The sequence below is a fragment of the Streptomyces sp. MMBL 11-1 genome (assembly GCF_028622875.1).
Lineage (GTDB): Bacteria > Actinomycetota > Actinomycetes > Streptomycetales > Streptomycetaceae > Streptomyces.
Window position 1 is genome coordinate 974,148 of record NZ_CP117709.1, and the last position, 25,389, is coordinate 999,536.

The window sequence follows — 25,389 nt, forward strand, 5'->3', positions numbered from 1 at the left end:
GAAGGTGCCGTGGTGCTCCTGCGTTACTGCGCGGGGCCCTCGATGGCCTCGGAGGTCAGCAGGCCCGCGTTGATCTCGCGGAGCGCGATCGAGAGCGGCTTCTCGTGCACGTGGGTGTCGACGAGCGGACCGACGTACTCGAGGAGGCCTTCACCGAGCTGCGAGTAGTACGCGTTGATCTGGCGGGCGCGCTTGGCCGCGTAGATCACCAGGCTGTACTTCGAGTCGGTGGCTTCGAGGAGCTCATCAATCGGCGGGTTGATGATGCCCTCGGGCGTGGTGATGGAAGAGGACACTCTCTGCCTTCCGAAGGGGATGTAGATCAAAGATCAAAGAGATCTGGACGATCACGGAGATCTAGGCCTGAAGCATCAACGTTAGCAGCTCACGCGCCACGTCCTCGACGGAGGTGTTGACCAGCGTCGTATCGAACTCGGCCTCGGCGGCCAGTTCGATCTTCGCGGCGGCGAGCCGGCGCTCGATGACCTCGGGGGCCTCGGTGCCCCGGCCGGTGAGCCTGCGCACCAGCTCCTCCCAGCTCGGCGGCGCCAGGAAGACCAGACGCGCGTCGGACATCGACTGGCGGACCAGCCGGGCGCCCTGGAGGTCGATCTCCAGCAGGACCGGCTCACCGGCCTCCAGGCGGTCCAGTACGGCTCGCCGGGGCGTGCCGTAGCGGTTGCCCGCGAACTCGGCCCACTCCAGCAGTTCGCCGTTGGCGACGAGCTTGTCGAACTCCTCGTCGTCCACGAAGAAGTAGTGGACACCGTTGCGCTCCCCGGGACGCGGCTTGCGTGTCGTCGCCGACACGGAGAGCCAGACCTCGGGGTGCACGGTGCGCATATGAGCGACGACCGTGCTCTTGCCGACCCCGGAGGGGCCGGAGAGCACGGTCAGTCGCGGACGTACGTCCGGGGGTACGGGGGACGTCCCCCGGAATGTTGCAGCCATGGGGCGATTATCCAGGTTCTCAGGAGTGCCTGAGAACGTCAGGCGGGGCTGCCGCCGAACTCACGCTCCAGGGATGCGATCTGATTGGAGCCAAGACCCCTGACCCGGCGGCTCTCGGAAATGCCGAGACGCTCCATGATCTGCTTGGCGCGGACCTTGCCGACGCCCGGCAGGGATTCCAGCAGCGCGGAGACCTTCATCTTCCCGATGACGTCGTTCTCCTGGCCCTGCTTGATGACGTCGTGGAGGGAAGCGCCGGAGTGCTTGAGTCGATTCTTGACCTCGGCCCGCTCCCGGCGAGCCGCGGCGGCCTTTTCGAGCGCGGCTGCGCGCTGTTCAGGGGTAAGGGGCGGAAGAGCCACGCCTACGTCACCTCGGATGTCGATCTGTCGGATACGGACCGGCGGGGAAGCTGGACGCCACCCACCTGGCGAGTGGAGAACACACTGTGCTCGTCCGCTCTCGACGGAGACTAGCGGCAAGGACCGCCGTAGTCAGCGAGAACAGACGAAAAGTCCTGGTCAGCTGTGGCCGACCGGGATTTTTCCGACATATCGACCAGGTTTCTCGTCAGTATTTCGTCAACACGCTGTAAACGTGTCAGGGTCAACTGCCGGACACGGCCTCGCGGACCTCGTCCGCGAACCGCTCTGCGGCTTCGCGCAGCCCGGACGCGTCCGGTCCATGGCGCAGCACGCCCCGGCTCACGCTGGGCACCACGTTGCCCACCGCGTCGCCGAACACCGCCGGAAGATCCGCCGGGGTCGCCCCCTGGGCGCCGATGCCGGGCGCGAGGAGCGGCCCGTTGATCGCCAGGTTCACCCCCGCGTCGCCGAGCGTCGCGCCGACCACCGCGCCGACCGGGCCGAGCGGGGCGGCCCCGGCGTTCTCGGCGGCCATGTGGTCGAGCATCAGCTGGGCGAGGGAGCGGCCGTCGGCGGCTGTGGCCCGCTGGACCTCGGCGCCCTCCGGGTTGGAGGTCAGGGCGAGCACGAAGACGCCCGCGCCGGAGGCGGCGGCCGCGTCGAGCGCCGGGCGCAGTGAGCCGAAGCCCAGGTACGGGGAGAGCGTCACCGCGTCCGAGAAGAGCGGCGAGTCCTTGTCCAGGTAGGTCGCCGCGTAGGCGCCCATGGTGGAGCCGATGTCGCCGCGCTTGGCGTCCATCAGGACGAGCGCGCCGGCCGCCCGTGCCTCCTCGACCGCCTTCTCCAGGACGGCGACGCCGCGCGAGCCGAACCGCTCGAAGAACGCGGACTGCGGCTTGAGGACGGCGACCCGGTCGGCCAGCGCCTCCACGACGGTCCGGGTGAAGCGCTCCAGGCCCGCGATGTCGTCGTTCAGGCCCCAGGAGGTGAGCAGTGAGGCGTGCGGGTCGATGCCGACGCAGAGCGGTCCGCGGGTGTCCATGGCGTGCCGCAGGCGGGTGCCGAAGGGTTCGAGCGTCACAGGGCGGCCTTCTTCCGGGTCTCGGCGCCGACGGCCTCGGCGAGGGTGGCGTACGGGGAGGCGGCGAGCCGGGCGGCGAGGCCCTTGTGGATCGCGCGGGCGTAGCAGGGGCCCTCGTAGATGAAGGCGCTGTAGCCCTGGACGAGGGTGGCCCCGGCGAGGATCCGCTGCCAGGCGTCCTCGGCGGTCTCGACGCCCCCGACGCCCACCAGCGTGATCCGGTCCCCCACCCGGGCGTACAGGCGGCTCAGGACCTCCAGCGAGCGCTCCTTGAGGGGTGCGCCGGACAGTCCGCCGGCCTCCCCCACCAGGTCGGGTGCCGACGTCAGGCCCAGGCCCTCGCGGGCGATGGTGGTGTTGGTGGCGATGATGCCGTCCAGGCCCAGCTCCACGGCGAGGTCGGCGACCGCGTCGACGTCCTCGTCCGCGAGGTCGGGGGCGATCTTGACGAGCAGGGGGACGCGCCGGGTGGTGACGGTGCGGTCGGCGGCCTCGCGTACGGCGGTGAGCAGCGGGCGCAGCGACTCGGTGGCCTGGAGGTTGCGCAGGCCGGGGGTGTTGGGCGAGGAGACGTTGACGACCAGGTAGTCGGCGTGGGTGGCGAGGGCCTCGGTGGACTTCACGTAGTCGGCGGCGGCCTCGGCCTCGGGCACGACCTTGGTCTTGCCGATGTTGACGCCGACCGTGGTGCGGAAGACGGGGTTGCGTGCGGCCAGGCGGGCGGCGACGGCGGCGGAACCCTCGTTGTTGAAGCCCATGCGGTTGATCAGCGCGCGGTCCGCGACGAGCCGGAAGAGGCGCTTCTTGGGGTTGCCGGGCTGCGGTTCGCCGGTGACGGTGCCGATCTCGATGTGGTCGAAGCCGAGCATCGCCATGCCGTCGATCGCGACGGCGTTCTTGTCGAAACCGGCGGCGAGCCCGAAGGGGCCGTGCATCCGCAGGCCGAGGGCCTCGGTGCGCAGCTCCTTGAAGCGCGGGGCGAGGGCGGCGGCGACGAAGGTGCGCAGGACGGGGACGCGGGCGGCGAGGCGGATCCACCGGAAGGCGGCGTAGTGGGCCCGCTCGGGGTCCATCCGCGTGAAGACCAGCCGGAAGAAGAGCTTGTACATGAAGAGATGTCCTTGGTGCTCGGTGTGCTCGACGTGGCTCGCGAAGAGGGGGACACCGTTCGACGGTGTCCCCCTCTCCGGGCCGCTAGTCGCGGGCCGCTGTCAGATGCTCGGCGTGTTCCTGGAGGGAACGGACCCCGACGTCACCGTGGTTGAGGGCGTCGATGCCCTGGACGGCGGCGGCGAGCGCCTGGACCGTGGTCAGGCACGGTACGGAGCGGGCGACGGCCGCGGTGCGGATCTCGTAACCGTCGAGCCGGCCGCCGGTGCCGTACGGCGTGTTGACGATGAGGTCGACCTCGCCGTCGTGGATGAGCTGGACGATGGTCTTCTCGCCGTTCGGGCCGGCGCCCTCGGACTGCTTGCGCACGACGGTGGCGTTGATGCCGTTGCGCCGGAGAACCTCGGCGGTGCCGGAGGTGGCCATCAGCTCGAAGCCGTGGGCGACCAGTTCACGGGCCGGGAAGATCATCGAGCGCTTGTCCCGGTTGGCGACCGAGATGAACGCGCGGCCCTTGGTGGGCAGCGGGCCGTAGGCCCCGGCCTGCGACTTGGCGTACGCCGTGCCGAAGACCGAGTCGATGCCCATGACCTCGCCGGTGGAGCGCATCTCCGGGCCGAGGACCGTGTCGACGCCCCGGCCGTGGATGTCGCGGAAGCGCGACCACGGCATCACGGCCTCCTTGACGGAGATCGGCGCGTCCAGCGGCAGGGTGCCGCCGTCGCCGGTCCTCGGCAGCAGCCCCTCCGCGCGCAGCTCGGCGATGGTCGCGCCCAGCGAGATGCGGGCGGCGGCCTTGGCGAGCGGCACGGCGGTCGCCTTGGAGGTGAAGGGGACCGTGCGGGAGGCGCGCGGGTTGGCTTCGAGGACGTAGAGGATGTCACCGGAGAGCGCGAACTGGATGTTGATCAGCCCGAGGACGCCGACGCCCTTGGCGATGCCCTCGGTGGAGGCGCGCAGCCGCTTGATGTCGAAGCCGCCGAGCGTGATCGGGGGCAGGGCGCAGGCCGAGTCGCCGGAGTGGATTCCGGCCTCCTCGATGTGCTCCATGACGCCGCCGAGGTACAGCTCGGTGCCGTCGTAGAGGGCGTCCACGTCGATCTCGATGGCGTCGTCGAGGAAGCGGTCGACCAGGACCGGCCGGGTGGGGCTGATCTCGGTGGACTCGGAGATGTAGGCGGCGAGGCGCGTCTCGTCGTACACGATCTCCATGCCGCGCCCGCCGAGCACGTAGCTCGGGCGGACCAGGACCGGGTAGCCGATCTCGTCGGCGATGGCCTTGGCCTCGCCGAAGGTGGTGGCGGTGCCGTGCTTGGGCGCGGGCAGTCCGGCCTCGGCCAGGACCCGGCCGAAGGCGCCGCGGTCCTCGGCGGCGTGGATGGCCTCCGGGGAGGTGCCGACGACGGGCACGCCGTTGTCCTTGAGCGCCTGCGCGAGGCCGAGCGGGGTCTGGCCGCCGAGCTGCACGATGACACCGGCGATCGGACCCGCCAGCGACTCGGCGTGCACGATCTCCAGGACGTCCTCCAGGGTGAGCGGCTCGAAGTAGAGCCGGTCGGAGGTGTCGTAGTCGGTGGAGACGGTCTCGGGGTTGCAGTTGACCATGACGGTCTCGTAGCCCGCGTCGCTCAGGGCGAAGGAGGCGTGCACGCATGAGTAGTCGAACTCGATGCCCTGGCCGATGCGGTTGGGGCCCGAGCCGAGGATGATCACGGCCGGCTTGGTGCGGCTCGCGACCTCGCTCTCCTCGTCGTAGGAGGAGTAGAAGTACGGCGTCTTCGCGGCGAACTCGGCGGCGCAGGTGTCGACCGTCTTGTAGACCGGGCGGATGCCGAGCGCGTGCCGCACCTCGCGGACGACGTCCTCGCGCAGCCCGCGGATCTCGCCGATCTGGGCGTCGGAGAAGCCGTGCCGCTTGGCCTCGGCGATCAGGCCGGCGTCCAGGCGTTCGGCGGAGGCCAGCTCGTCGGCGATCTCCTTGATCAGGAAGAGCTGGTCGACGAACCAGGGGTCGATCTTCGTGGCGTCGAAGACCTCCTCCTGGGTGGCTCCGGCGCGGATCGCCCGCATGACGGTGTTGATCCGGCCGTCGGTCGGGCGGACCGCTTCCGCGAGCAGCTCTGCCTTGTCGCCGACCGGGCCGGTGAAGGCGAACTGCGAGCCCTTCTTCTCCAGCGAGCGCAGGGCCTTCTGGAGGGCCTCGGTGAAGTTCCGGCCGATCGCCATGGCCTCGCCCACCGACTTCATGGTGGTGGTGAGGGTGGAGTCGGCGGAGGGGAACTTCTCGAAGGCGAAGCGCGGGGCCTTGACGACGACGTAGTCGAGGGTCGGCTCGAAGGAGGCCGGCGTCTTCTCGGTGATGTCGTTGGGGATCTCGTCCAGGGTGTAACCGACGGCCAGCTTGGCGGCGATCTTGGCGATCGGGAAGCCGGTGGCCTTGGAGGCGAGCGCCGAGGAGCGGGAGACGCGCGGGTTCATCTCGATGACGATGACCCGGCCGTCGGTGGGGTCGATGGCGAACTGGATGTTGCAGCCGCCGGTGTCGACGCCGACCTCGCGGATGATCGCGATGCCGACGTCGCGCAGCCGCTGGTACTCGCGGTCGGTGAGCGTCATCGCCGGGGCGACGGTGATGGAGTCGCCGGTGTGGACGCCCATCGGGTCGAAGTTCTCGATGGAGCAGACGACCACGACGTTGTCGTTGCGGTCGCGCATGAGCTCCAGCTCGTACTCCTTCCAGCCGAGGATGGACTCCTCCAGGAGTACCTCGGTGGTCGGGGAGAGCGTGAGGCCCTGTCCGGCGATGCGGCGCAGCTCCTCCTCGTCGTGGGCGAAGCCGGAGCCGGCGCCGCCCATGGTGAAGGAGGGGCGGACGACGACGGGGTAGCCGCCGAGGGTGTCGACGCCGGCGATGACGTCGTCCATGCTGTGGCAGATGACGGAGCGGGCGGACTCGCCGTATCCGATCTTCTCCTTGACCGCCTCGACGACGCCCTTGAAGAGGTCGCGGTCCTCGCCCTTGTTGATCGCCTCGACGTTGGCGCCGATGAGTTCGACGCCGTACTTCTCCAGGACGCCGTTCTCGTGCATGGAGATCGCGGTGTTCAGCGCGGTCTGGCCGCCGAGGGTGGGCAGGAGCGCGTCGGGGCGCTCCTTGGCGATGATCTTCTCCACGAACTCCGGGGTGATCGGCTCGACGTAGGTGGCGTCGGCGATCTCCGGGTCGGTCATGATCGTCGCCGGGTTGGAGTTCACCAGGATGACGCGCAGGCCCTCGGCCTTGAGGACGCGGCAGGCCTGGGTGCCGGAGTAGTCGAACTCGGCGGCCTGGCCGATGACGATCGGACCGGAGCCGATGACCAGGACGGACTGGATATCGGAGCGCTTAGGCACGCTGGCCCTCCATCAGGGAAACGAAGCGGTCGAAGAGGTACGCGGCGTCGTGCGGGCCGGCGGCCGCCTCGGGGTGGTACTGGACGCTGAACGCGGGCCGGTCCAGGAGCTGGAGCCCCTCGACGACCTGGTCGTTGAGGCAGACGTGGGAGACCTCGGCGCGGCCGAACTCCGTGTCGGAGACCTGGTCCAGCGGGGCGTCGACGGCGAAGCCGTGGTTGTGCGCGGTGACCTCGACCTTGCCGGTGGTGCGGTCCTGCACCGGCTGGTTGATGCCGCGGTGTCCGTACTTCAGCTTGTAGGTGCCGAAGCCGAGCGCGCGGCCGAGGATCTGGTTGCCGAAGCAGATGCCGAAGAGCGGGGTGGACCGTTCCAGGACGCCGCGCATGAGGGCGACCGGGTGGTCGGCGGTGGACGGGTCGCCGGGGCCGTTGGAGAAGAAGACGCCGTCGGGGTTGACGGCGTACACCTCCTCCAGGGTGGCGGTGGCGGGCAGCACGTGCACCTCGATGCCGCGCTCGGCCATCCGGTGCGGGGTCATGCCCTTGATGCCGAGGTCGATCGCGGCGACGGTGAACTTCTTCGTGCCGATCGCGGGGACGACGTAGGTCTCCTTGGTGGCGACCTCGGCGGAGAGGTCGGCGCCGGTCATCTCGGGGGCCTGGCGGACCTTGGCGAGGAGGGTGCCCTCGTCGGGGATCGCGTTGCCGGAGAAGATCCCGACGCGCATCGCGCCGCGTTCGCGCAGGTGGCGGGTGAGGGCGCGGGTGTCGACGCCGCTGATACCGACGACGCCCTGCGCCGCCAGCTCCTCGTCCAGCGAGCGCTGCGAGCGCCAGTTGGAGGGCTTGCGGGCGGGGTCGCGGACCACGTAGCCGGAGACCCAGATGCGGCCGGACTCGGGGTCCTCGTCGTTCACGCCGGTGTTGCCGACGTGCGGGGCGGTCATGACGACGACCTGGCGGTGGTACGACGGATCGGTCAGCGTCTCCTGGTAGCCGGTCATGCCGGTGGAGAACACCGCTTCGCCGAAGGTCTCCCCCACGGCCCCGTAGGCACGGCCGCAGAAGGCGCGGCCGTCCTCCAGGACGAGTACGGCGGGGGTCTGGTCCCCCCGGGTGGAGATCGTCATCGTGCGGTGCCTTCCGTAGTGGTGCTGGTGAGGTGGGTGACGGCGTCGACCCAGGCCTGGTGCTCGGCGGCGCGGTCGGAGCGGAAGCCGGAGTCGATCAGCGTCTCTCCGTGCGCCCAGGTGATGATCAGCAGGCCGCCCTCGGGGAGGACCTTGCCGGCGAGCGCCTTGTCGAGACGGGCCTCGCGCAGGGCCTGTGCCGGGACGAAGAAGTCGGCAGCCCCGGGGCGTTCGACGTACAGTCCGCGCGAGGTGAGCGTCAGCTCGGTGCGGCTGCGGGTGCCGAGGCCGTGCGCGACGATCCGGTCGAGCCACTGCCCGGCGGTGGTGGAGGCGTGGTAGCGCCCCTGAAGCGTCAGGAGCGGCTCGTCGTCGGCGAAGCCCTCGGGGGCGGCCGGGAGCTCGGGCAGGCCGGACTGGAGGCTGGCGCGCCACTTCCAGCCCTGGCGCATCAGCCAGTAGACGAGGGCGATGAAGACGAGCAGGCCGACCACCCAGGCGATGCGGGCGGCCCAGTCCGTCACTTCCGCCGACTTCTGCTCGGCGGCCAGGTGGTACAGGGGGGTCAGAGTTGTCACGCGAGCTTCCCGTCGACGACCGTGGCACGGCCCCGCAGGAAGGTGTGGGTGACGCGGCCCGGCAGCTCACGGCCCTCGTAGGGGGTGTTGCGGCTGCGGGACGCGAAGCCCGCGGGGTCCACGGCTCCACGGTATGCCGGATCGACCAGGGTGAGGTTGGCGGGTTCACCCGCCGAGACGGGGCGGCCGTGCCCTTCGAGGCGGCCGATGGCCGCGGGGCGGAAGGACATGCGGTCGGCGACGCCCGCCCAGTCGATCAGGCCGGTGTCCACCATCGTCTGCTGGACGACCGAGAGCGCGGTCTCCAGGCCCACCATTCCCATGGCGGCGGCGGCCCACTCGCAGTCCTTGTCCTCGTGCGGGTGCGGGGCGTGGTCGGTGGCGACGCAGTCGATCGTGCCGTCGGCGAGCGCCTCGCGCAGCGCCAGCACGTCGGCCTCGGTGCGCAGCGGCGGGTTCACCTTGTAGACCGGGTTGTAGGTGCGGACCAGCTCGTCGGTGAGGAGGAGGTGGTGGGGCGTGACCTCGGCGGTGACGTTCCAGCCCTTGGACTTGGCCCAGCGGACGATCTCCACGGAGCCGGCGGTGGAGAGGTGGCAGATGTGGACGCGGGAGCCGACGTGGGCGGCGAGGAGGACATCGCGGGCGATGATCGACTCCTCGGCGACGGCGGGCCAGCCGCCGAGCCCCAGCTCGGCGGAGACGATGCCCTCGTTCATCTGGGCGCCCTCGGTGAGGCGGGGCTCCTGGGCGTGCTGGGCGACGACGCCGTCGAAGGCCTTCACGTACTCCAGGGCGCGGCGCATGATCACCGCGTCGTCGACGCACTTGCCGTCGTCGGAGAAGACCTTCACCCCGGCGGCGGAGTCGTGCATCGCGCCGAGCTCGGCGAGCTGCTTGCCCTCCAGGCCCACGGTGACGGCGCCCACGGGCTGGACGTCGCAGTAACCGGACTCCTTGCCGAGGCGCCAGACCTGTTCGACGACGCCGGCGGTGTCGGCGACGGGGAAGGTGTTGGCCATGGCGTGCACGGCGGTGAAGCCGCCGACGGCCGCGGCCTTGGTGCCGGTGAGGACGGTCTCGGAGTCCTCGCGGCCGGGCTCGCGCAGGTGGGTGTGCAGGTCGACCAGGCCGGGCAGCAGGATCTGCCCCTCGGCCTCGATCACGGTGGCGCCGGCGGCGTCGATGCCGGTACCGACCTCGGCGATGGTCTCGCCGTCGATCAGAACGTCCTGCGGCTCGCCGCCGAGGATCCGCGCACCGCGGACAATGATCTTGCTCATGGTTACTTGTTCTCCTCGGTACGGGCGGGGGCGGCGGACAGCGCGGTGTCGGAGCCGCCGAGCAGCAGGTAGAGCACGGCCATGCGGATGGATACGCCGTTGGCGACCTGCTCGACGACCGTGCAGCGGTCGGAGTCGGCGACCTCGGCGGTGATCTCCATGCCGCGGACCATCGGGCCGGGGTGCATGACGACGGCGTGCTCGGGCATCCTCGCCATCCGCTCGCCGTCCAGGCCGTAGCGGCGCGAGTATTCGCGCTCGGTCGGGAAGTACGCCGCGTTCATCCGTTCACGCTGCACACGCAGCATCATCACCGCATCGGACTTCGCCAGCACGTTGTCCAGGCTGTAGCTGACGTCGCAGGGCCACTTCTCGACGCCCACGGGGACGAGGGTGGGCGGGGCCACCAGGGTGACGTGCGCGCCGAGCGTGGTGAGCAGGTGGACGTTGGAGCGGGCGACGCGGCTGTGCAGGATGTCGCCGACGATCGTGATGCGGCGGCCGTCCAGGTCGCGGCCGAGCCCGGCGTCGGCGCCGACGAGCCGGCGGCGCATCGTGAAGGCGTCCAGCAGTGCCTGGGTGGGGTGCTCGTGGGTGCCGTCCCCGGCGTTGACCACAGCGCCGTCGATCCAGCCGGAGGTGGCGAGCCGGTAGGGGGCGCCGGAGGCTCCGTGCCGGATGACGACGGCGTCGGCGCCCATCGCCTCCAGGGTCAGCGCGGTGTCCTTCAGGGACTCGCCCTTGGAGACGGAGGAGCCCTTGGCGGAGAAGTTGATGACGTCGGCGGACAGCCGCTTGGCGGCCGCCTCGAAGGAGATGCGGGTGCGGGTCGAGTCCTCGAAGAAGAGGTTGACGACGGTACGGCCGCGCAGGGTGGGGAGCTTCTTGATCGGCCGGTCCGCGACCCGGGCCATCTCCTCGGCGGTGTCGAGGATCAGGACGGCGTCGTCGCGGGTGAGGTCGGCGGCCGAGATGAGGTGACGCTTCATCTGGGGGTTCTCCGGGTTGCTGGAGGGAGTTTCAGGCATGCGGGCGCGCAGGAGCGGCCGTACGTCCCCGAAAGGGCGTACGGGAGGGTTCGAGCTACTGCGTGTCCGCGGGGGCGGCCTGCTTGACGCCCAGCAGCACGGCGTCGCGGCCGTCCTCCTCGGCGAGCTGGACCTTGACCGTCTCCCGCAGCGACGTGGGGAGGTTCTTGCCGACGTAGTCCGCGCGGATCGGGAGTTCCCGGTGGCCGCGGTCGACGAGGACCGCGAGCTGCACCGCGCGCGGGCGGCCGATGTCGCCGAGCGCGTCGAGGGCGGCGCGGATCGTGCGGCCGGAGAAGAGCACGTCGTCGACCAGGACGACCAGGCTGCCCTCGATCCCCTCGCCGGGGATGTCGGTACGGGCCAGGGCGCGGGCCGGGCGCATCCGCAGGTCGTCGCGGTACATGGTGATGTCGAGCGATCCGACCGGCGTCTTCCGGCCGGTGATCTCCTGGAGTTTCTCGGCCAGCCGACGGGCGAGGAAGACGCCCCGGGTCGGGATGCCGAGCAGCACCACGTCGTCGGCGCCCTTGGCGCGTTCGACGATCTCGTGGGCGATACGGGTCAGCACACGGGCGATGTCGGGGGCCTCGAGAACGGGGCGTGCCGCCTTGCCGGTGTGGTCGTGCTGTGCGTCCATAAGAAACGGACCTCCTTCTCCGCCTCACGGGACGGATCGTTAAAGGACGTCGAAATTGCGTCATCCACGCTACCAGGGCTTGTGCTCGGCCCTGGACCCGCCCCCGGGAGGTGCCGGTCCGGACCATTCGGCTTGACGCATCCAAGTAACGCTGCGTAACCTCACAGTGAGTTACCAGCCACGCGGCGGAGCCGCACACTGTTCCAGCGTCCGGGGAGCCATATGTCCAGCGAATACGCAAAACAGCTCGGGGCCAAACTCCGTGCCATCCGCACCCAGCAGGGCCTTTCCCTCCACGGCGTGGAGGAGAAGTCCCAGGGACGCTGGAAGGCCGTCGTGGTCGGTTCGTACGAGCGCGGCGACCGCGCCGTGACCGTGCAGCGCCTCGCCGAGCTGGCGGATTTCTACGGGGTCCCGGTGCAGGAGCTGCTGCCCGGCACGACGCCGGGCGGGGCCGCCGAGCCGCCGCCGAAGCTCGTCCTGGACCTGGAGCGCCTCGCCCACGTCCCGCCGGAGAAGGCCGGTCCGCTGCAGCGCTACGCGGCGACCATCCAGAGCCAGCGCGGTGACTACAACGGCAAGGTGCTCTCGATCCGCCAGGACGACCTGCGCACGCTCGCCGTGATCTACGACCAGTCGCCGTCCGTGCTCACGGAGCAGCTCATCAGCTGGGGCGTGCTGGACGCGGACGCGCGCCGCGCCGTCTCCCACGACGAGGGCTGAGCGAGCGGGGCGGGACCCCACAGCAGAAACGTGCCGCCGGGCGGGCGGGGACCTTCGGGCCCCCGCCCGCCCGGCGTTTCCGTATCCCCGTCCGCGCCCCGGGCCCCTCGGGCCCGGCGGGGGCTCCCGGGTACCACGAAGGGCCCACGGCCGGCTGACCGTGGGCCCTTCGTGGTGTGTGCGACCGAACCGTCGCGGCCGGGGCTACTGCTCCCGGCGGAGGTTCGGCTTCAGCTCCTTGAAACGGGCCAGCAGGCCGTTCACGAAGGACGGGGAGTCATCGGTGGAGAACTCCTTGGCGAGCTGGACGGCCTCGTCGATCACCACGGCGTCCGGGGTCTCGTCCATCCAGATCAGCTCGTACGCACCGAGCCGCAGGATGCTCCGGTCGACGACCGGCATGCGGTCGATCTCCCAGTCCACGGCGTAGGTGACGATGAGGTCGTCGATACGGTCCGCGTACCGCGCGTACCCCTCGACGAGCTCCATCGTGAATTCGCCGACCGGCGGCTGACGGTCGTCGGTCCGCGAGTGCCGAACCCAGTCCGCGAGCACGGTCTGCACGGACTCACCGCGCTGGTCGGCCTCGAAGAGGATCTGGAAGGCGCGCTTGCGGGCCTTGTTCCGGGCAGCCACGGTTAGCTGTTCACCCGGCCGAGGTAGGTGCCCGTGCGGGTGTCGACCTTGATCTTCTCGCCGGTGGTGATGAAGAGCGGCACGCCGATCTCGTAACCGGTCTCCAGCGTGGCGGGCTTGGTGCCGCCGGTGGAGCGGTCGCCCTGGACGCCCGGGTCGGTGTGCTGGATCGTCAGCTCGACCGCGGCGGGCAGCTCGACGTAGAGCACCTCGCCCTCGTACTGGGCCACGGAGGCGGTGAAGCCCTCGACCAGGTAGTTGGCGGCGTCGCCGACGGCCTTGCGGTCGACCATGAGCTGGTCGTACGTGTTCATGTCCATGAACACGTAGTACTCGCCGTCCATGTACGAGAACTGCATGTCGCGGCGGTCAATGGTGGCCGTCTCGACCTTCACGCCGGCGTTGAACGTCTTGTCGACGACCTTGCCGGAGAGCACGTTCTTGAGCTTGGTGCGCACGAAGGCGGGGCCCTTGCCGGGCTTGACGTGCTGGAACTCGACGACGGACCAGAGCTGGCCTCCGTCGAGCTTGAGCACCAGGCCGTTCTTGAGGTCGTTCGTGGAAGCCACGGTTGCGGAATCTCCTGGACTGAAGCTGGTGGAACGACCGCGGATCCGCGCTAGAGCGCGAGCAGCTCCTTGGTCGTCATGGTGAGTAGCTCGGGTCCGCCGTCCGCCTCGGGGCGCACGACGAGCGTGTCATCGATCCGGACACCGCCCCGGCCCGGGAGGTGGACCCCCGGTCCGACGGTGACCGGCACACAAGCGTCCAGTTTACCCATGGCTGTAGGTGCCAGTTGCGGGTCCTCCTCGATTTCGAGCCCCACACCGTGCCCGGTCCTCGGCTGAAGACCCTCTCGGTGCCCCGCCGACTCCAGCGGATGCCGGGCCGCGCGGTCCACGTCCCGATAGGCGGCCCCCGGCGCCAGGGTTTCCCGGCTGGCCCGCTGAGCGGCGAAAACGAGGTCGTAGAGCTCGATCTGCCACGCGGCGGGGGCGGTGCCGATGACGAAGGTCCGGCCGATCTCGCAGCGGTAGCCGCGGTAGCTCGCCCCGAGGCGCACGGAGAGGAAATCCCCCTCCTCCACCCTGCGGTCCGAGGGCCGGTGCCTCCCCTGACCGGAGTTGGGGCCGGTGGCCACGGAGGTGGCGAAGGCGGGGCCGTCGGCCCCGTGGTCGACCAGGCGGCGCTCCAGCTCCAGGGCGAGGTGCCGCTCGGTGCGGCCGACCAGGATCGATTCCAGGAGTTCGCCGAGGGCCTGGTCGGTGATCTCGGCGGCGATCCGGAGGCAGCCGATCTCCTCCTCGTCCTTGACGATCCGCTGCTGCTCCACCGTGAAGCCCAGATCGGCCAGGATCAGGCGCGGGGCGGCCTTCCCCATGGCGCGGTGCCGGGCCACGCTCAGATCGTGCTCCTCGACGGCGAGCGAGTCCGCGCCGGCCGAGGCGGCGAGGCCCGCGGCGGCGACCACCGGGTCCTCGTCCGGGACGGGCAGGAGATCGATCCGGAGCGCCTCGTCGGGCCGCCCGTGGGCGGGTTCGCCGCTCGGGACGCGGGGGCAGAGCAGAACGTCCTCGCCGGGGCCGAGCAGCAGCACGGCGCCCGGCGGCGCTCCGCCCGCGAGATAGCGGACGTTGGCGGGCCGGGAGACCAGCGCGGCCGCGGAGCCCGCGGCGGCGCACCGGTCGCGGAGCAGCCCGCGTCGGACGGCGTGCACCTCTGACATGGTTCGAGCGTACGAGCGGGGGCGGCGGCCCGCCCGGCCAGCGCACCCGACCGGGGACCGCGGCACTGTGGGAGCGGTGGCTACCAGGCCGGCGGGCTCGCGATGGAGCGGGCCAGTACGTCGTCCAGGACGCGGGCGGTGGTCTCGACGTCGTACGTGGAGTTGTCGATGATCGGGAGGCCGGAGCCGTACCAGCCGGCCATCCGGCCGTGGATGCGGGCGACCTCCTCGTCGGAGAGCCTGCGGTTGCCGCTGCGCTCCGCGTTGCGCTCCAGGACGATCTCCAGGCCGGGCAGCAGGACCACGGGCAGCAGGCCGGGGCCCACGTGACGCTTCCAGCCGCCGAGGCCGACGACCGGACGGTCGGGGAAGACGGCGTCGTCGAGGATGCAGGAGATGCCGTTGGCGAGGAAGTTGCGGGCGGCGAAGCCGCAGGTGCGGCGGGCCAGGCGGTACTGGGCCTCGGAGTGGTCGTTCCAGCCCGCCTGCGGATCGGCGAAGCCGGAGCGGACCCATTCACGGACGTCGTCGAGGGAGACATGAGCGGTGGGCACCCGGCGGCGGGCCGCCCAGAGCTTGGCGACGGTGGTCTTGCCCGCCCCGGCCGGGCCGATGAGCAGGACGGCGAGCGTCGCGCCGCCGGTGCCGGCCCCGGCGGGCGGTGCGGGCAGCGGAACGGGACCGCCCGGGGGCAGCTGGACGTGCCCGGTGACCTGCCCGGCGGGCGGCGGCGTGGGCCCGGTGCCGCTCCAGCCGGGCCCCGGTGTCCGGCCGGGGGCGGGAGGCTGCTGGGGCCGGCCCTGGGCCTGCGGAGGCGGGGCCTGGCCGGGAGCAGGGGGCGGCGGAGGCGGGGCCTGGCCGGGCGGCGGGGATATCGGGGGCGGGCCGGGGTGGCCGGCGTGCTGGGCCTGGTACGGCCGGCCGACGTGCCCGATGCCGGGTCCGTGGGGCGGCGGCAGCGGGGCCCCCACTGCGTGCTGCATCCGGTGCCACTCCGTCTCGTAACTGCAACTGACGCTGATGGGACGGCCACCGTACCCTCCCGGGCCGTCTCGGGGTGAACGGTCCGGGAGGGCGCGACGTGCCCGTCGGCCGCGCGGAGGCCGGCCGGGAATCGCGGAGGTGTCGCTCCGTCAGTCCGTCAGCTCGTCGGCCAGGGCGCGCAGGGCGAGCCGGTAGGAGCCGATGCCGAACCCGGCCACCGTGCCCGTGGCCACCGCGGCGACCACGGAGGTGTGCCGGAACTCCTCGCGGGTGTACGGGTTGGAGATGTGCACCTCGATCAGCGGGGCGGTGCGCTGGGCGGCCGCGTCCCGCATGCCGTACGAGTAGTGCGTGAAGGCACCCGGGTTGAGAACGACCGGAATTGATCCGTCCGCCGCCTCGTGGAGCCAGCGGATCAGCTCGCCCTCGTCGTTGGTCTCGCGCACCTCGACGTCGAAGCCGAGCTCCTTGCCGAGCCCGGTACAGGTCTCGACGAGTCCGGCGTAGGAGGTGGCCCCGTAGACGTCGGGCTCGCGCGAGCCGAGCCGGCCGAGGTTGGGGCCGTTGAGGACGAGGACCCTGCGGGTCACGCGGAGACCTCCCCGTAGGCGGCGAGCAGCACGGCCGGGTCGGGGCCCTCCAGGACGGTGGGCTTGCCGATGCCGTCCAGGACGATGAAGCGCAGCAGGTCGCCGCGGGACTTCTTGTCGACCTTCATGTTCTCCAGCAGCTTGGGCCACTGGTCGCCGCGGTAGGTGAGCGGCAGACCCACCGACTCCAGGATGGTGCGGTGCCGGTCGGCGGTGGCGTCGTCGAGGCGTCCGGCGAGCCGGCCCAGCTCGGCGGCGAAGACCATGCCGATGGAGACGGCAGCGCCGTGGCGCCACTTGTAGCGCTCGTTCTTCTCGATGGCGTGGGCCAGGGTGTGACCGTAGTTGAGGATCTCGCGGAGTCCGGACTCCTTGAGGTCGCTGGAGACGACCTCGGCCTTGACCCGGATGGACCGCTCGATCAGCTCGGCGGTGTGCGGACCGGCCGGGGTGCGCGCGCCCTCGGGGTCGGCCTCGACCAGGTCGAGGATGACCGGGTCGGCGATGAACCCGGCCTTGATGATCTCGGCCATGCCGGAGACGTAGTCGTTGACCGGCAGCGACTCCAGGGCGGCGAGGTCGCAGAGGACCCCGGCGGGCGGGTGGAAGGCGCCGACGAGGTTCTTGCCCTCCGCGGTGTTGATGCCGGTCTTGCCGCCGACAGCCGCGTCCACCATGCCGAGGACGGTGGTCGGGATCGCGATCCAGCGCACTCCGCGCAGCCAGGTGGCCGCGACGAACCCGGCGACGTCCGTGGTGGCGCCGCCCCCGATGCCGACGATGACGTCGGTGCGGGTGAAGCCGGTCTGACCGAGCGCCTTCCAGCAGTAGGCGGCGACCTCGACGGTCTTGGACTCCTCCGCGTTCGGCAGCTGGACGGCGATGGCCTCGTACCCCTGGTCGGCGAGGTCCTGGCGGACCGCCTCACCGGTCTCGGCGAGCGCCTCGGGGTGCAGGACGGCGACGCGCCGGGCGCGGTCACCGATCAGCTGGGGCAGCTCGCCCAGGAGCTGGTGGCCGACGAGGACCTCGTACGGGTCGGAGCCCGCGGAGCCTGCGACCTGGATGCGGGTGGGTCCCTGCTGCGTCATGCCGGTGTTCTCCACGCCGGGGGCGGCTGGGCCCTCCGGCAGTTCCAGTGCGTCGATGATCGCCTGGGCGACCTCTTCGGGGGTGTTCTCGTCGGTGGCGACGACGGTGCGGGCGACCTCTTCGTAGAGGTGACGGCGGGCGTCCATCAGCTCGCGCCACTGCCGGCGCGGGTTGACCGCGAGCAGCGGGCGGGCGGCGCCGAGCCCGACGCGGCGGACGGCCTCGTCCACGTCCATGGAGAGGTAGACGACCGGCCGGCCGGCCAGCAGCTTCCTGGTCGCCGCGTCCAGGACGGCCCCGCCGCCGAGGGAGAGGACGCCCGTGTGCCCGGCGACGGCCGCCTCGACGGCCCGGCGCTCCAGGGCGCGGAAGTGCTCCTCGCCCTCGTCGTAGAAGATCTCCGCGATCGGCTTGCCCGCCTCGGCGACGACGTCCGCGTCGGTGTCCCGGTAGGTGGTGCCGAGCCGGGCGGCGAGCAGTTCGCCGACGGTGGACTTGCCGACGCCCATCGGGCCGACGAGGACGACCAGGGGGCCGCTCATCGGATCTGGAGGTGGTCGAGGTACGCCTGGACGTTGCGGTGGGTCTCGGGGACGCTGTCGCCGCCGAACTTCTCCGCGACCGCGTCGGCCAGGACGAGGGCGACCATGGCCTCCGCGACGATGCCCGCTGCCGGGACGGCGCAGACGTCGGAGCGCTGGTGGTGGGCCTTGGTGGCCTCGCCGGTGACGACGTCCACGGTGGCCAGGGCGCGCGGCACGGTCGCGATGGGCTTCATCGCGGCGCGCACGCGCAGCAGTTCGCCGGTGGTGAGCCCGCCCTCGGTGCCGCCGGACCGCCCGGAGGTGCGCCTGATGCCGTCCTCGGTGGCGACGATCTCGTCGTGCGCCTTCGAGCCGGGGACCCGGGCCAGCTCGAAGCCGTCGCCGACCTCGACGCCCTTGATGGCCTGGATGCCCATGAGCGCGGCGGCGAGCCGGGCGTCCAGGCGCCGGTCCCAGTGCACGTGCGAGCCGAGCCCGACGGGCACGCCGTACGCCAGCACCTCGACGACCCCGCCGAGGGTGTCGCCGTCCTTGTGGGCCTGGTCGATCTCGGCCACCATCGCCTTGGACGCGTCGGCGTCCAGGCAGCGGACCGGGTCCGCGTCCAGCTTCTCCACGTCGGCGGGGACGGGGACGACCCCGTACGGCGCCTTCGCCGCGGCCAGCTCGACGACATGGCTGACGATCTCGATGCCCGCGGTCTCCTTGAGGTAGGAGCGGGCGACGGCCCCGAGGGCGACGCGCGCGGCGGTCTCCCGGGCGCTGGCGCGCTCCAGGACCGGCCGGGCCTCGTCGAAGCCGTACTTCTGCATCCCAGCGAGGTCGGCGTGGCCGGGCCGGGGGCGGGTCAGCGGGGCGTTGCGGGCGAGCGTCGCCAGCTCCTCGGGGTCGACCGGGTCGGCCGACATGACCTGCTCCCACTTGGGCCACTCGGTGTTGCCGACCATGACGGCGACCGGGGAGCCCATGGTGAGGCCGTGGCGTACGCCGCCGAGGAAGGTGACCTCGTCCTTCTCGAACTTCATCCGCGCGCCGCGGCCGTAACCGAGCCGTCGCCGGGCCAGCGCCTCCGCCACCATCTCCGTGGTGACCGGGACGCCGGCGGGAAGGCCCTCCAGCGTCGCCACCAGTGCGGGGCCGTGCGACTCCCCCGCGGTCAGCCAGCGCAACCTGCTCAACGGTGCTCCTCATGCTCGCGCCTGAAATCCAACGGCGCCACCGGGTGCGCGGCCCTGGCCCGCCGCCTTTGATCCTCCCACGACCGGGGGCACGGTCCGGCCGCCGGTCCAGCAGACGGACGGGCGGCGCCGGCCGGCGGGCCCGTCAGCGGGCCGCGAGCGCGGCTTCCCCGGCCCGCCGCATGGCGGCCAGCGGTGCCGGGATCCGGCCGGTCATCTGCTCGACCTGGAGCAGGGCCTGGTGCACGAGGAGGTCGAGCCCGCCGACGACGGCCCCGCCCCGCGCCGACCAGGCGGCGGCGAGCGCGGTGGGCCACGGCTCGTACAGCACGTCGAAGAGGATGCCCGGGGCCGGCGGCACGGCTCCGGCCAGGGCGTCGGTGGCACCGGCCGGGGTGGTGGCGATGACGAGCGGTGCGGTCAGTGCCGCCGTCGCGTCCGCCCAGTCGGCGATCACGACGTCGACGGCGAGCCGCTCCCCCCAGGCGCGCATCTCGGCCGCGCGCTCGGGGCCCCGCACATACGCCGTGACCGGTCCGGCGCAGACGGCGGCGAGCGCGGCGAGCGCGGAGGAGGCGGTGGCTCCGGCGCCGAGGACGGCGGCGGAGTCGACCTTGTCGATCCCGCGCTCCCGGAGGGCGGCGATCATGCCGGGGATGTCGGTGTTGTCGCCGACCCGCCGCCCGTCCTCGGTGAACACGACCGTGTTGACGGCCTCCACGGATGCCGCCATCGCGCTGATCTCGTCGAGCAGCGGGATGATCGCCCGCTTGAGCGGCATGGTCAGCGACAGCCCCGCCCAGGACGGGTCCAGCCCCTCGACGAACCCGGGCAGCGCCGCCTCGTCGACCTCGAACCGGTCGTAGGACCAGTCGTCGAGGCCGAGCTCGGCGTACGCGGCGCGGTGCAGGACCGGGGAGAGGGAGTGGGCGATGGGCGAGCCGAGGACGGCGGCCCGGCGAGGCTCACTCACTGGCCCGACTCCTCTTGGTACTTCCGCCGGTTCTTCTCGTGCTCGTCGTTGGTCTCGGCGAAGACGGTCTTGTCCTCGTTGATCGAGACGAAGTAGTACCAGGGACCCGGCGTGGGGTTCATCGCCGAATGCAGTGACTCCGCGCCCGGATTGCTGATCGGACCGGGAGGCAGGCCGATGATCCTGTAGGTGTTGTACGGGTCGACGATCTCCCGCACCTTGTCGACCGAACCGATGTCGAGGGTGCTCTTGCCGTTGAGGTAGTTGACCGTCGAGTCGAATTCCAGCCGGCCGACCGTTTGCGTGTTGCCCGGCTTGAGCCGGTTGTAGACGACGCGTGCGACCTTGTCGAAGTCGTGCTTGTACTTGCCCTCCACCTGCACGAGGCTCGCGACGGTGATGAGCTCCCAAGGATTCTTGAGGCCGAGCTTCTTCGCACTGGCCTTCAGGTCGAGCTTGTCGTACTCCTTGTTCGCCCGCGTGACCATCCGCTTCAACGCGTCCTCGGGCTTCGATCCCTTGGAGACCGGATAGGCCGCCGGGTAGAGGAAACCCTCCAGCGGGTCCTTCACATCCGGGTTGTCCTCGGCCCAGTCGGGCAGGCCGAGGCTTTCCGCCTTGGTCTTGGCGATGTCGGCCGTGGTGCCTTCCTTGAGCTGGAGCCGCTTGTCGATCATCTCGTAGATCTTCGAGTTACGGGTCCCCTCGGGGATCACGAAAGCGTTCTGGCTCTTGGGGTCGAGCATCAGCTCGACCGCGCTGGCCGCCGACATCTCCTTCTTCAGGAGGTAGACCCCGGCCTGGAGCAACTTGCCCTTGGGGTTCTCGTTCTGCGCCGTGGCGAAGGCGCGGGAGGATTTGATGACGCCCTTCTTGCGCAGGATCTCGGCGATGTCCGAGCCGAGCGCCCCCTCGGGGATCTCGACCTCGACCTGGCCGGTGCCCGACCCCGCGTAGTCGGCCGGAGCGCCGAACTTGTTCTGCCAGAAGGTGTAGCCGACGTAACCGACTCCCCCGACGCCACCCACCAGCACGACGGAGACCACCAGGCAGGCAACGCCGCTGCGGCTCTTCTTCTTGCCCTTGCCACCCCGGCGGTCGCTGCCGCCGCGGTCGCGGCGCGAGGCGCGCGAACCCTCGTCGTCCGGATCATCGTCGTCGTCGCGCGGCTCGCGGCCGGCCGGTTCGTCCGCGCCGGTGAAGAAGGGGTGCGTCTCCTCCTGCGGCTCGTCCGCGTCCCACTCCGTCGACTGCTGCTGCTGTTGCTGCTGTTGCTGCTGCTGGTCCGCCGCGGCGTCGCGGCGGCCCGGGGGCTGCGGCGGAGGGTAGGCCTCGGAGGTGCCGTAGTAGTCCTGCGACGCGTCGTAGCCGCCGGGCTGCTGGGCGTACGGGTCCTGGGGTTCGGCCCCGTACGGCATGGCGGCCTGCTGCCCGGTGTCCCAGCCGCCGTTGTACTGCGGCTGGGCTCCCGACTGCTGGGCGTACGGGTCCTGCTGGGGCGTGCCGTACTGCTGCTGCTGGTTCTGCTGGTCGTACGGCTGCTGGTTCTGCTGGTCGTACTGCTGCTGCGGGTACTGCTGGTGGTGCTGGGCGTACGGGTCCTGCGCATAGGACTGCTGCTGCTGGGCGTACGGGTCCTGCGGAAAGGACTGCTGCTGGTCGCCGTACTGGCCCTGGCCGTGGGCGGCCTGCTGGCCGCCCCATCCCTGGTCCCCGTACAAGGGGTCCTCGGGATGCCACGGTTCGGAGCCGGGGCCCCGGCCATACTCAGTCATCGATCCCCTAGAGCCGCGAGACGACGTTCCGTCTCTTCGCTTCGCTGTGCGGTGTTTGTTCGAACACCGCCGCATCGCGCGGAACGTTACCGTATCGCGATCAGACCACCACTTCGACGCCCTCACCCGGGGGATTGCCTGACGCCCGTTCGGACTCCAGAGCGTTCTGAAGGATCACCACAGCGGCAGCCTGGTCGATGACAGACCGGCCCTTCTTGGACTTCACGCCCGAGGCGCGCATCCCCTGAGCGGCCGTCACTGTGGTCATCCTCTCGTCCACCAGCCGCACCGGAACGGGTGCGATCGAGCGGGCGAACACCTGGGCGAACTCCCGGACCTTGACGGCCGCCGGGCCCTCGCCCCCGCCGAGCGAACGCGGCAGGCCGAGGACGACCTCGATCGGCTCGTACTCCTCGACGAGTTGACGCAGCCGCCGGTGGGCGGCCGGGACATCGCGTCCCGGCACGGTCTCCACCGGCGTGGCCAGGATCCCGTCGGGGTCGCACGAGGCGACCCCGATCCGGGCGTCCCCGACGTCGACGGCGAGCCGCCGGCCCCGGCGCATCGGCGTCATCCCGCTCGTCACGCCGTCTCGGTGACGAGGCGTTCGACGGCGGCCACGGCGTCGCCGATGGCGGCCGGGTTCGTGCCGCCGCCCTGGGCGACGTCCGGCTTGCCGCCGCCACCGCCACCGAGGGTCTTGGCGGCGGTGCGCACCAGGTCACCGGCCTTGAGACCGCGCTCGCGGGCGGCCTCGTTGGTGGCGATGACGGTGAGCGGGCGGCCGTTGGCGGTGGTGAACAGGGCCACGACGGCCGGCCGGCCGCCCTGGATGCGCCCGCGCACGTCCAGGACCAGCTTGCGCAGGTCGTCGGCGGAGGTGCCGTCGGGGACCTGGCCGGTGACCAGGGCGGTGCCGCGGACGTCCTTGGCGGACTCGACGAGTCCGGCGGCGGCCGCGAGGACCTTCTCCGCGCGGAACCTCTCGATCTCCTTCTCGGCGTCCTTGAGCTTGCCGAGCATGCCGGCGATCTTCTCCGGAAGCTCCTCGGGGCGGCCCTTGACCAGCTCCTGGAGCTGGGCGACGACCGTGTGCTCCCGGGCGAGGAAGTTGTACGCGTCCACGCCGACGAGGGCCTCGATACGGCGCACGCCGGAGCCGATGGAGGACTCGCCGAGCAGCTTCACCAGACCCAGCTGGGCGGTGTTGTGGACGTGCGTGCCGCCGCACAGCTCCTTGGAGAAGTCGCCGATGGTGACGACGCGGACCCGCTCGCCGTACTTCTCGCCGAACTCGGCGATGGCGCCCTGCTTCTTGGCGTCGTCGATGGACATGACCTCGGCCTGGACGTCGAGTTCCCGCGAGAGGACCTCGTTGATCCGCTGCTCGACGTCGGTGAGGACCGTGCCGGGGACGGCGGCGGGCGAACCGAAGTCGAAGCGGAAGCGGCCGGGCGAGTTCTCCGAGCCGGCCTGGGCGGCCGTCGGGCCGAGCGCGTCGCGCAGCGCCTGGTGCGTGAGGTGCGTGGCGCTGTGGGCGCGGGCGATGGCGCGGCGGCGGGTGTTGTCGATGGAGGCGAAGACGGCGGCCCCGACCGTCACCTCGCCGACCTGGACGACGCCCTTGTGCACGTGGACGCCGGGGACCGGCTTCTGGACGTCGCGGACCTCGATCACGGCGCCGGTGTCGAGCCGGATGCGGCCGGTGTCGGCGAGCTGGCCGCCGCCCTCGGCGTAGAAGGGGGTGCGGTCGAGGACGACCTCGACCTCGTCGCCCTCGGTGGCGGCGGGCGAGGGCACGCCGTCGACCAGCAGACCGACGATGGTGGACTCGCCGGCGGTGGAGGTGTAGCCGGTGAACTCGGTGGCGCCGGAGGTGTCGGCGACCTCGCGGTAGGCGGACAGGTCGGCGTGACCGGTCTTCTTGGCGCGGGCGTCGGCCTTGGCCTTGTCCCGCTGCTCCTGCATGAGGCGGCGGAAGCCGTCCTCGTCCACGGACAGGCCCTGCTCGGCGGCCATCTCCAGGGTGAGGTCGATCGGGAAGCCCCAGGTGTCGTGGAGCAGGAACGCCTTGTCGCCGGCGAGGACCTGGCCGCCTGCGGCCTTGGTCTCGGTGACGGCGGTCTCCAGGATGTTGGTACCGCCCTTGAGGGCCTTGAGGAAGGCGGCTTCCTCGGCGAGCGCGACCGTCTCGATGCGCTTGCGGTCGGTGATCAGCTCCGGGTACTGCAGGCCCATCGTGTCGACCACGACGTCGACCAGGTCCTTCACCACGGGGCCGGTGGCGCCCATGAGACGCATGTTGCGGATGGCGCGGCGCATGATGCGGCGCAGCACGTAGCCGCGGCCCTCGTTGCCGGGGGTGACACCGTCGCCGATGAGCATCACCGACGTACGGATGTGGTCGGCGACGACGCGGAGCGAGACGTCCGTTCCCTGCTCGGCGCCGTAGCGGACGCCGGTCAGCTCGGTGGCCTTGTCCATGACCACGCGCAGGGTGTCGGTCTCGTACATGTTCTGTACGCCCTGGAGGATCATGGCGAGGCGTTCGAGGCCGAGACCGGTGTCGATGTTCTTCGACGGCAGGTCCCCGAGGATCGGGAAGTCCTCCTTGCCGTCGCCGGCGCCGCGCTCGTACTGCATGAAGACCAGGTTCCAGATCTCCACGTAGCGCTCGTCGTTGACGGCCGGGCCGCCCTCGACGCCGAACTCGGGGCCCCGGTCGTAGTTGATCTCCGAGCACGGGCCGCAGGGGCCGGGGACGCCCATGGACCAGAAGTTGTCCTTCTTGCCCAGGCGCTGGATGCGCTCGGCGGGAACGCCGATCTTGTCGCGCCAGATCTGCTCGGCCTCGTCGTCGTCGAGGTAGACCGTGATCCAGAGCTTCTCGGGGTCGAGGCCGTAACCGCCGTCCTCGACGGAGTTGGTCAGCGCCTCCCAGGCGAGCTGGATGGCGCCTTCCTTGAAGTAGTCCCCGAAGGAGAAGTTGCCGCACATCTGGAAGAAGGTGCCGTGGCGGGTGGTCTTGCCGACCTCTTCGATGTCCGGCGTACGGACGCACTTCTGCACGCTGGTGACGCGCGGGGCGGGCGGCTTGACCTCGCCGAGGAAGTACGGCTTGAAGGGGACCATGCCCGCGGGGACCAGCAGCAGAGTCGGGTCGTCCGCGATGAGCGACGCCGAAGGCACGGCGGTGTGTCCGCGATCCTCGAAGAAGCTCAGCCAGCGGCGGCGAATTTCAGCCGACTCCATCAGTGGTCCTCATTCCGGTTGTTCGGGTTGTAGGGGAGCTTGCGGTACGTGTGCGTGTTCGCGGGCGGTTCGGCCGCTTCGACGGCGAAGTGCCGCCGCACGGGAAGGTCCGGGTCGACCGGCGCCTGAAGGCCCAGGGCGCCGTCCAGTTCGGCTTCGCGCCGGACCATGCCCTCACGTACGTCGAGGGCGAAGTCCTTGAGTCTGTGACCGGTCTCGATCGCCTTGTCCGCGGCCTGCGCCGCGAGGCTTTCGGGGGTCAGCCGCTTGAGTTTGCGGTTGACCTTGGTGGTGGCCCACACACCGGCTGCTGCGCCGGCGGTGAACCAGAACGTACGGCGGAACATCGCTCGA

General features: G+C 71.1%; 24 protein-coding genes. 1 reads left to right on the forward strand and 23 read right to left on the reverse strand.

From position 1 onward, the window contains the following. Nucleotides 1–23: 23 nt before the first annotated feature. From rpoZ to pyrR, 11 genes are all read right to left on the reverse strand, one after another. On the reverse strand, nt 24–296 hold the full coding sequence (gene rpoZ, locus PSQ21_RS03975; protein WP_003970369.1) for a DNA-directed RNA polymerase subunit omega: 273 nt from the start codon (nt 294–296) through the stop codon (nt 24–26). A 61-nt stretch (nt 297–357) separates the two neighbouring features. Next, the gene (gmk, locus tag PSQ21_RS03980) at nt 358–951 is read right to left on the reverse strand and encodes a guanylate kinase (RefSeq protein WP_097869625.1); all 594 of its coding nucleotides are present in this window, start codon (nt 949–951) and stop codon (nt 358–360) included. Nucleotides 952–989: 38 nt separating this feature from the next. Then, nucleotides 990–1,313 (reverse strand): integration host factor, encoded by a 324-nt coding sequence (locus PSQ21_RS03985; RefSeq protein ID WP_040019917.1) that lies wholly within the window; start codon nt 1,311–1,313, stop codon nt 990–992. Between the two features lie 244 nt (nt 1,314–1,557). Beyond that, the gene (pyrF, locus tag PSQ21_RS03990; RefSeq protein ID WP_274029006.1) at nt 1,558–2,397 is read right to left on the reverse strand and encodes an orotidine-5'-phosphate decarboxylase; all 840 of its coding nucleotides are present in this window, start codon (nt 2,395–2,397) and stop codon (nt 1,558–1,560) included. Beyond that, entirely contained in the window at nt 2,394–3,506 is a 1,113-nt protein-coding gene (locus PSQ21_RS03995) for a quinone-dependent dihydroorotate dehydrogenase (RefSeq protein ID WP_274029007.1), read from the reverse strand. The genes pyrF and PSQ21_RS03995 overlap by 4 nt, the downstream gene beginning before the upstream one ends. Before the next feature lie 85 nt (nt 3,507–3,591). After that, nucleotides 3,592–6,900: a carbamoyl-phosphate synthase large subunit gene (gene carB / locus PSQ21_RS04000; protein ID WP_274029008.1), complete on the reverse strand. Its 3,309-nt coding sequence runs from the start codon at nt 6,898–6,900 to the stop codon at nt 3,592–3,594. Further along, nucleotides 6,893–8,032, reverse strand: coding sequence for a glutamine-hydrolyzing carbamoyl-phosphate synthase small subunit (gene carA / locus PSQ21_RS04005; protein ID WP_274029009.1), 1,140 nt, complete (start codon nt 8,030–8,032; stop codon nt 6,893–6,895). Before carA ends, carB begins: the two co-directional genes overlap by 8 nt. Continuing rightward, a complete protein-coding gene (locus PSQ21_RS04010; protein ID WP_274029010.1) occupies nt 8,029–8,610 on the reverse strand; it encodes a PH-like domain-containing protein in 582 nt (193 codons plus the stop codon). The genes carA and PSQ21_RS04010 overlap by 4 nt, the downstream gene beginning before the upstream one ends. Further along, nucleotides 8,607–9,893, reverse strand: a complete 1,287-nt coding sequence (locus PSQ21_RS04015; RefSeq protein ID WP_274029011.1) for a dihydroorotase — start codon at nt 9,891–9,893, stop codon at nt 8,607–8,609. Before PSQ21_RS04015 ends, PSQ21_RS04010 begins: the two co-directional genes overlap by 4 nt. 2 nt (nt 9,894–9,895) lie before the next feature. Next, a complete protein-coding gene (locus PSQ21_RS04020) occupies nt 9,896–10,882 on the reverse strand; it encodes an aspartate carbamoyltransferase catalytic subunit (RefSeq protein WP_274029012.1) in 987 nt (328 codons plus the stop codon). Between the two features lie 94 nt (nt 10,883–10,976). Beyond that, nucleotides 10,977–11,561 (reverse strand): bifunctional pyr operon transcriptional regulator/uracil phosphoribosyltransferase PyrR, encoded by a 585-nt coding sequence (gene pyrR / locus PSQ21_RS04025; RefSeq protein ID WP_274029013.1) that lies wholly within the window; start codon nt 11,559–11,561, stop codon nt 10,977–10,979. A gap of 222 nt (nt 11,562–11,783) precedes the next feature. Here pyrR and bldD point away from each other — a divergent pair, with 222 nt between their 5' ends. Further along, on the forward strand, nt 11,784–12,284 hold the full coding sequence (gene bldD, locus PSQ21_RS04030) for a transcriptional regulator BldD (RefSeq protein WP_003970358.1): 501 nt from the start codon (nt 11,784–11,786) through the stop codon (nt 12,282–12,284). A gap of 204 nt (nt 12,285–12,488) precedes the next feature. On the opposite strand, the gene nusB is transcribed toward bldD, so the two are convergent. The 12 genes from nusB to PSQ21_RS04090 form a co-directional block, all read right to left on the reverse strand. Further along, a complete protein-coding gene (nusB, locus tag PSQ21_RS04035; protein WP_274029014.1) occupies nt 12,489–12,920 on the reverse strand; it encodes a transcription antitermination factor NusB in 432 nt (143 codons plus the stop codon). 2 nt (nt 12,921–12,922) lie between these two features. Further along, nucleotides 12,923–13,489: an elongation factor P gene (efp, locus tag PSQ21_RS04040; protein ID WP_274029015.1), complete on the reverse strand. Its 567-nt coding sequence runs from the start codon at nt 13,487–13,489 to the stop codon at nt 12,923–12,925. 50 nt (nt 13,490–13,539) lie between these two features. Next, nucleotides 13,540–14,646 carry a M24 family metallopeptidase gene (locus PSQ21_RS04045; RefSeq protein WP_274029016.1) on the reverse strand — a complete coding sequence of 369 codons (1,107 nt, stop codon included), beginning with the start codon at nt 14,644–14,646 and terminating at the stop codon, nt 13,540–13,542. A gap of 80 nt (nt 14,647–14,726) precedes the next feature. Beyond that, complete coding sequence (locus tag PSQ21_RS04050) at nt 14,727–15,629, reverse strand: Pro-rich N-terminal domain-containing protein (RefSeq protein WP_274029017.1); 903 nt, start codon at nt 15,627–15,629, stop codon at nt 14,727–14,729. A gap of 150 nt (nt 15,630–15,779) precedes the next feature. Next, nucleotides 15,780–16,220, reverse strand: a complete 441-nt coding sequence (gene aroQ, locus PSQ21_RS04055) for a type II 3-dehydroquinate dehydratase (RefSeq protein WP_274029018.1) — start codon at nt 16,218–16,220, stop codon at nt 15,780–15,782. Beyond that, the gene (aroB, locus tag PSQ21_RS04060; protein ID WP_274029019.1) at nt 16,217–17,854 is read right to left on the reverse strand and encodes a 3-dehydroquinate synthase; all 1,638 of its coding nucleotides are present in this window, start codon (nt 17,852–17,854) and stop codon (nt 16,217–16,219) included. The genes aroQ and aroB overlap by 4 nt, the downstream gene beginning before the upstream one ends. Beyond that, nucleotides 17,851–19,035: a chorismate synthase gene (gene aroC / locus PSQ21_RS04065; RefSeq protein ID WP_274029020.1), complete on the reverse strand. Its 1,185-nt coding sequence runs from the start codon at nt 19,033–19,035 to the stop codon at nt 17,851–17,853. The genes aroB and aroC overlap by 4 nt, the downstream gene beginning before the upstream one ends. 145 nt (nt 19,036–19,180) lie before the next feature. Continuing rightward, nucleotides 19,181–20,008 (reverse strand): shikimate dehydrogenase, encoded by an 828-nt coding sequence (locus PSQ21_RS04070; protein ID WP_274029021.1) that lies wholly within the window; start codon nt 20,006–20,008, stop codon nt 19,181–19,183. Continuing rightward, nucleotides 20,005–21,783 carry an endolytic transglycosylase MltG gene (gene mltG / locus PSQ21_RS04075; RefSeq protein WP_274029022.1) on the reverse strand — a complete coding sequence of 593 codons (1,779 nt, stop codon included), beginning with the start codon at nt 21,781–21,783 and terminating at the stop codon, nt 20,005–20,007. The genes PSQ21_RS04070 and mltG overlap by 4 nt, the downstream gene beginning before the upstream one ends. 100 nt (nt 21,784–21,883) lie before the next feature. Continuing rightward, nucleotides 21,884–22,357 carry a Holliday junction resolvase RuvX gene (gene ruvX / locus PSQ21_RS04080; protein WP_179894397.1) on the reverse strand — a complete coding sequence of 158 codons (474 nt, stop codon included), beginning with the start codon at nt 22,355–22,357 and terminating at the stop codon, nt 21,884–21,886. An 8-nt stretch (nt 22,358–22,365) separates the two neighbouring features. Continuing rightward, nucleotides 22,366–25,035 carry an alanine--tRNA ligase gene (gene alaS / locus PSQ21_RS04085; RefSeq protein WP_274029023.1) on the reverse strand — a complete coding sequence of 890 codons (2,670 nt, stop codon included), beginning with the start codon at nt 25,033–25,035 and terminating at the stop codon, nt 22,366–22,368. Continuing rightward, the gene (locus tag PSQ21_RS04090; RefSeq protein WP_274029024.1) at nt 25,035–25,382 is read right to left on the reverse strand and encodes a DUF6167 family protein; all 348 of its coding nucleotides are present in this window, start codon (nt 25,380–25,382) and stop codon (nt 25,035–25,037) included. The genes alaS and PSQ21_RS04090 overlap by 1 nt, the downstream gene beginning before the upstream one ends. Between the last annotated feature and the right edge of the window lie 7 nt (nt 25,383–25,389).

Bases quoted from the DNA above. Each gene is read 5' to 3' on its own strand.
- PSQ21_RS04045 (WP_274029016.1), bottom strand. From the start codon at position 14,646: ATGTCAGAGGTGCACGCCGTCCGACGCGGGCTGCTCCGCGACCGGTGC.
- PSQ21_RS04050 (WP_274029017.1), bottom strand. From the start codon at position 15,629: ATGCAGCACGCAGTGGGGGCCCCGCTGCCGCCGCCCCACGGACCCGGC.
- alaS (WP_274029023.1), bottom strand. From the start codon at position 25,035: ATGGAGTCGGCTGAAATTCGCCGCCGCTGGCTGAGCTTCTTCGAGGAT.
- bldD (WP_003970358.1), top strand. From the start codon at position 11,784: ATGTCCAGCGAATACGCAAAACAGCTCGGGGCCAAACTCCGTGCCATC.
- carA (WP_274029009.1), bottom strand. From the start codon at position 8,032: ATGACGATCTCCACCCGGGGGGACCAGACCCCCGCCGTACTCGTCCTG.
- PSQ21_RS03995 (WP_274029007.1), bottom strand. From the start codon at position 3,506: ATGTACAAGCTCTTCTTCCGGCTGGTCTTCACGCGGATGGACCCCGAG.
- mltG (WP_274029022.1), bottom strand. From the start codon at position 21,783: ATGACTGAGTATGGCCGGGGCCCCGGCTCCGAACCGTGGCATCCCGAG.
- pyrR (WP_274029013.1), bottom strand. From the start codon at position 11,561: ATGGACGCACAGCACGACCACACCGGCAAGGCGGCACGCCCCGTTCTC.
- aroB (WP_274029019.1), bottom strand. From the start codon at position 17,854: ATGAGCGGCCCCCTGGTCGTCCTCGTCGGCCCGATGGGCGTCGGCAAG.
- PSQ21_RS04015 (WP_274029011.1), bottom strand. From the start codon at position 9,893: ATGAGCAAGATCATTGTCCGCGGTGCGCGGATCCTCGGCGGCGAGCCG.
- PSQ21_RS04090 (WP_274029024.1), bottom strand. From the start codon at position 25,382: ATGTTCCGCCGTACGTTCTGGTTCACCGCCGGCGCAGCAGCCGGTGTG.
- ruvX (WP_179894397.1), bottom strand. From the start codon at position 22,357: ATGACGCCGATGCGCCGGGGCCGGCGGCTCGCCGTCGACGTCGGGGAC.
- gmk (WP_097869625.1), bottom strand. From the start codon at position 951: ATGGCTGCAACATTCCGGGGGACGTCCCCCGTACCCCCGGACGTACGT.
- PSQ21_RS04020 (WP_274029012.1), bottom strand. From the start codon at position 10,882: ATGAAGCGTCACCTCATCTCGGCCGCCGACCTCACCCGCGACGACGCC.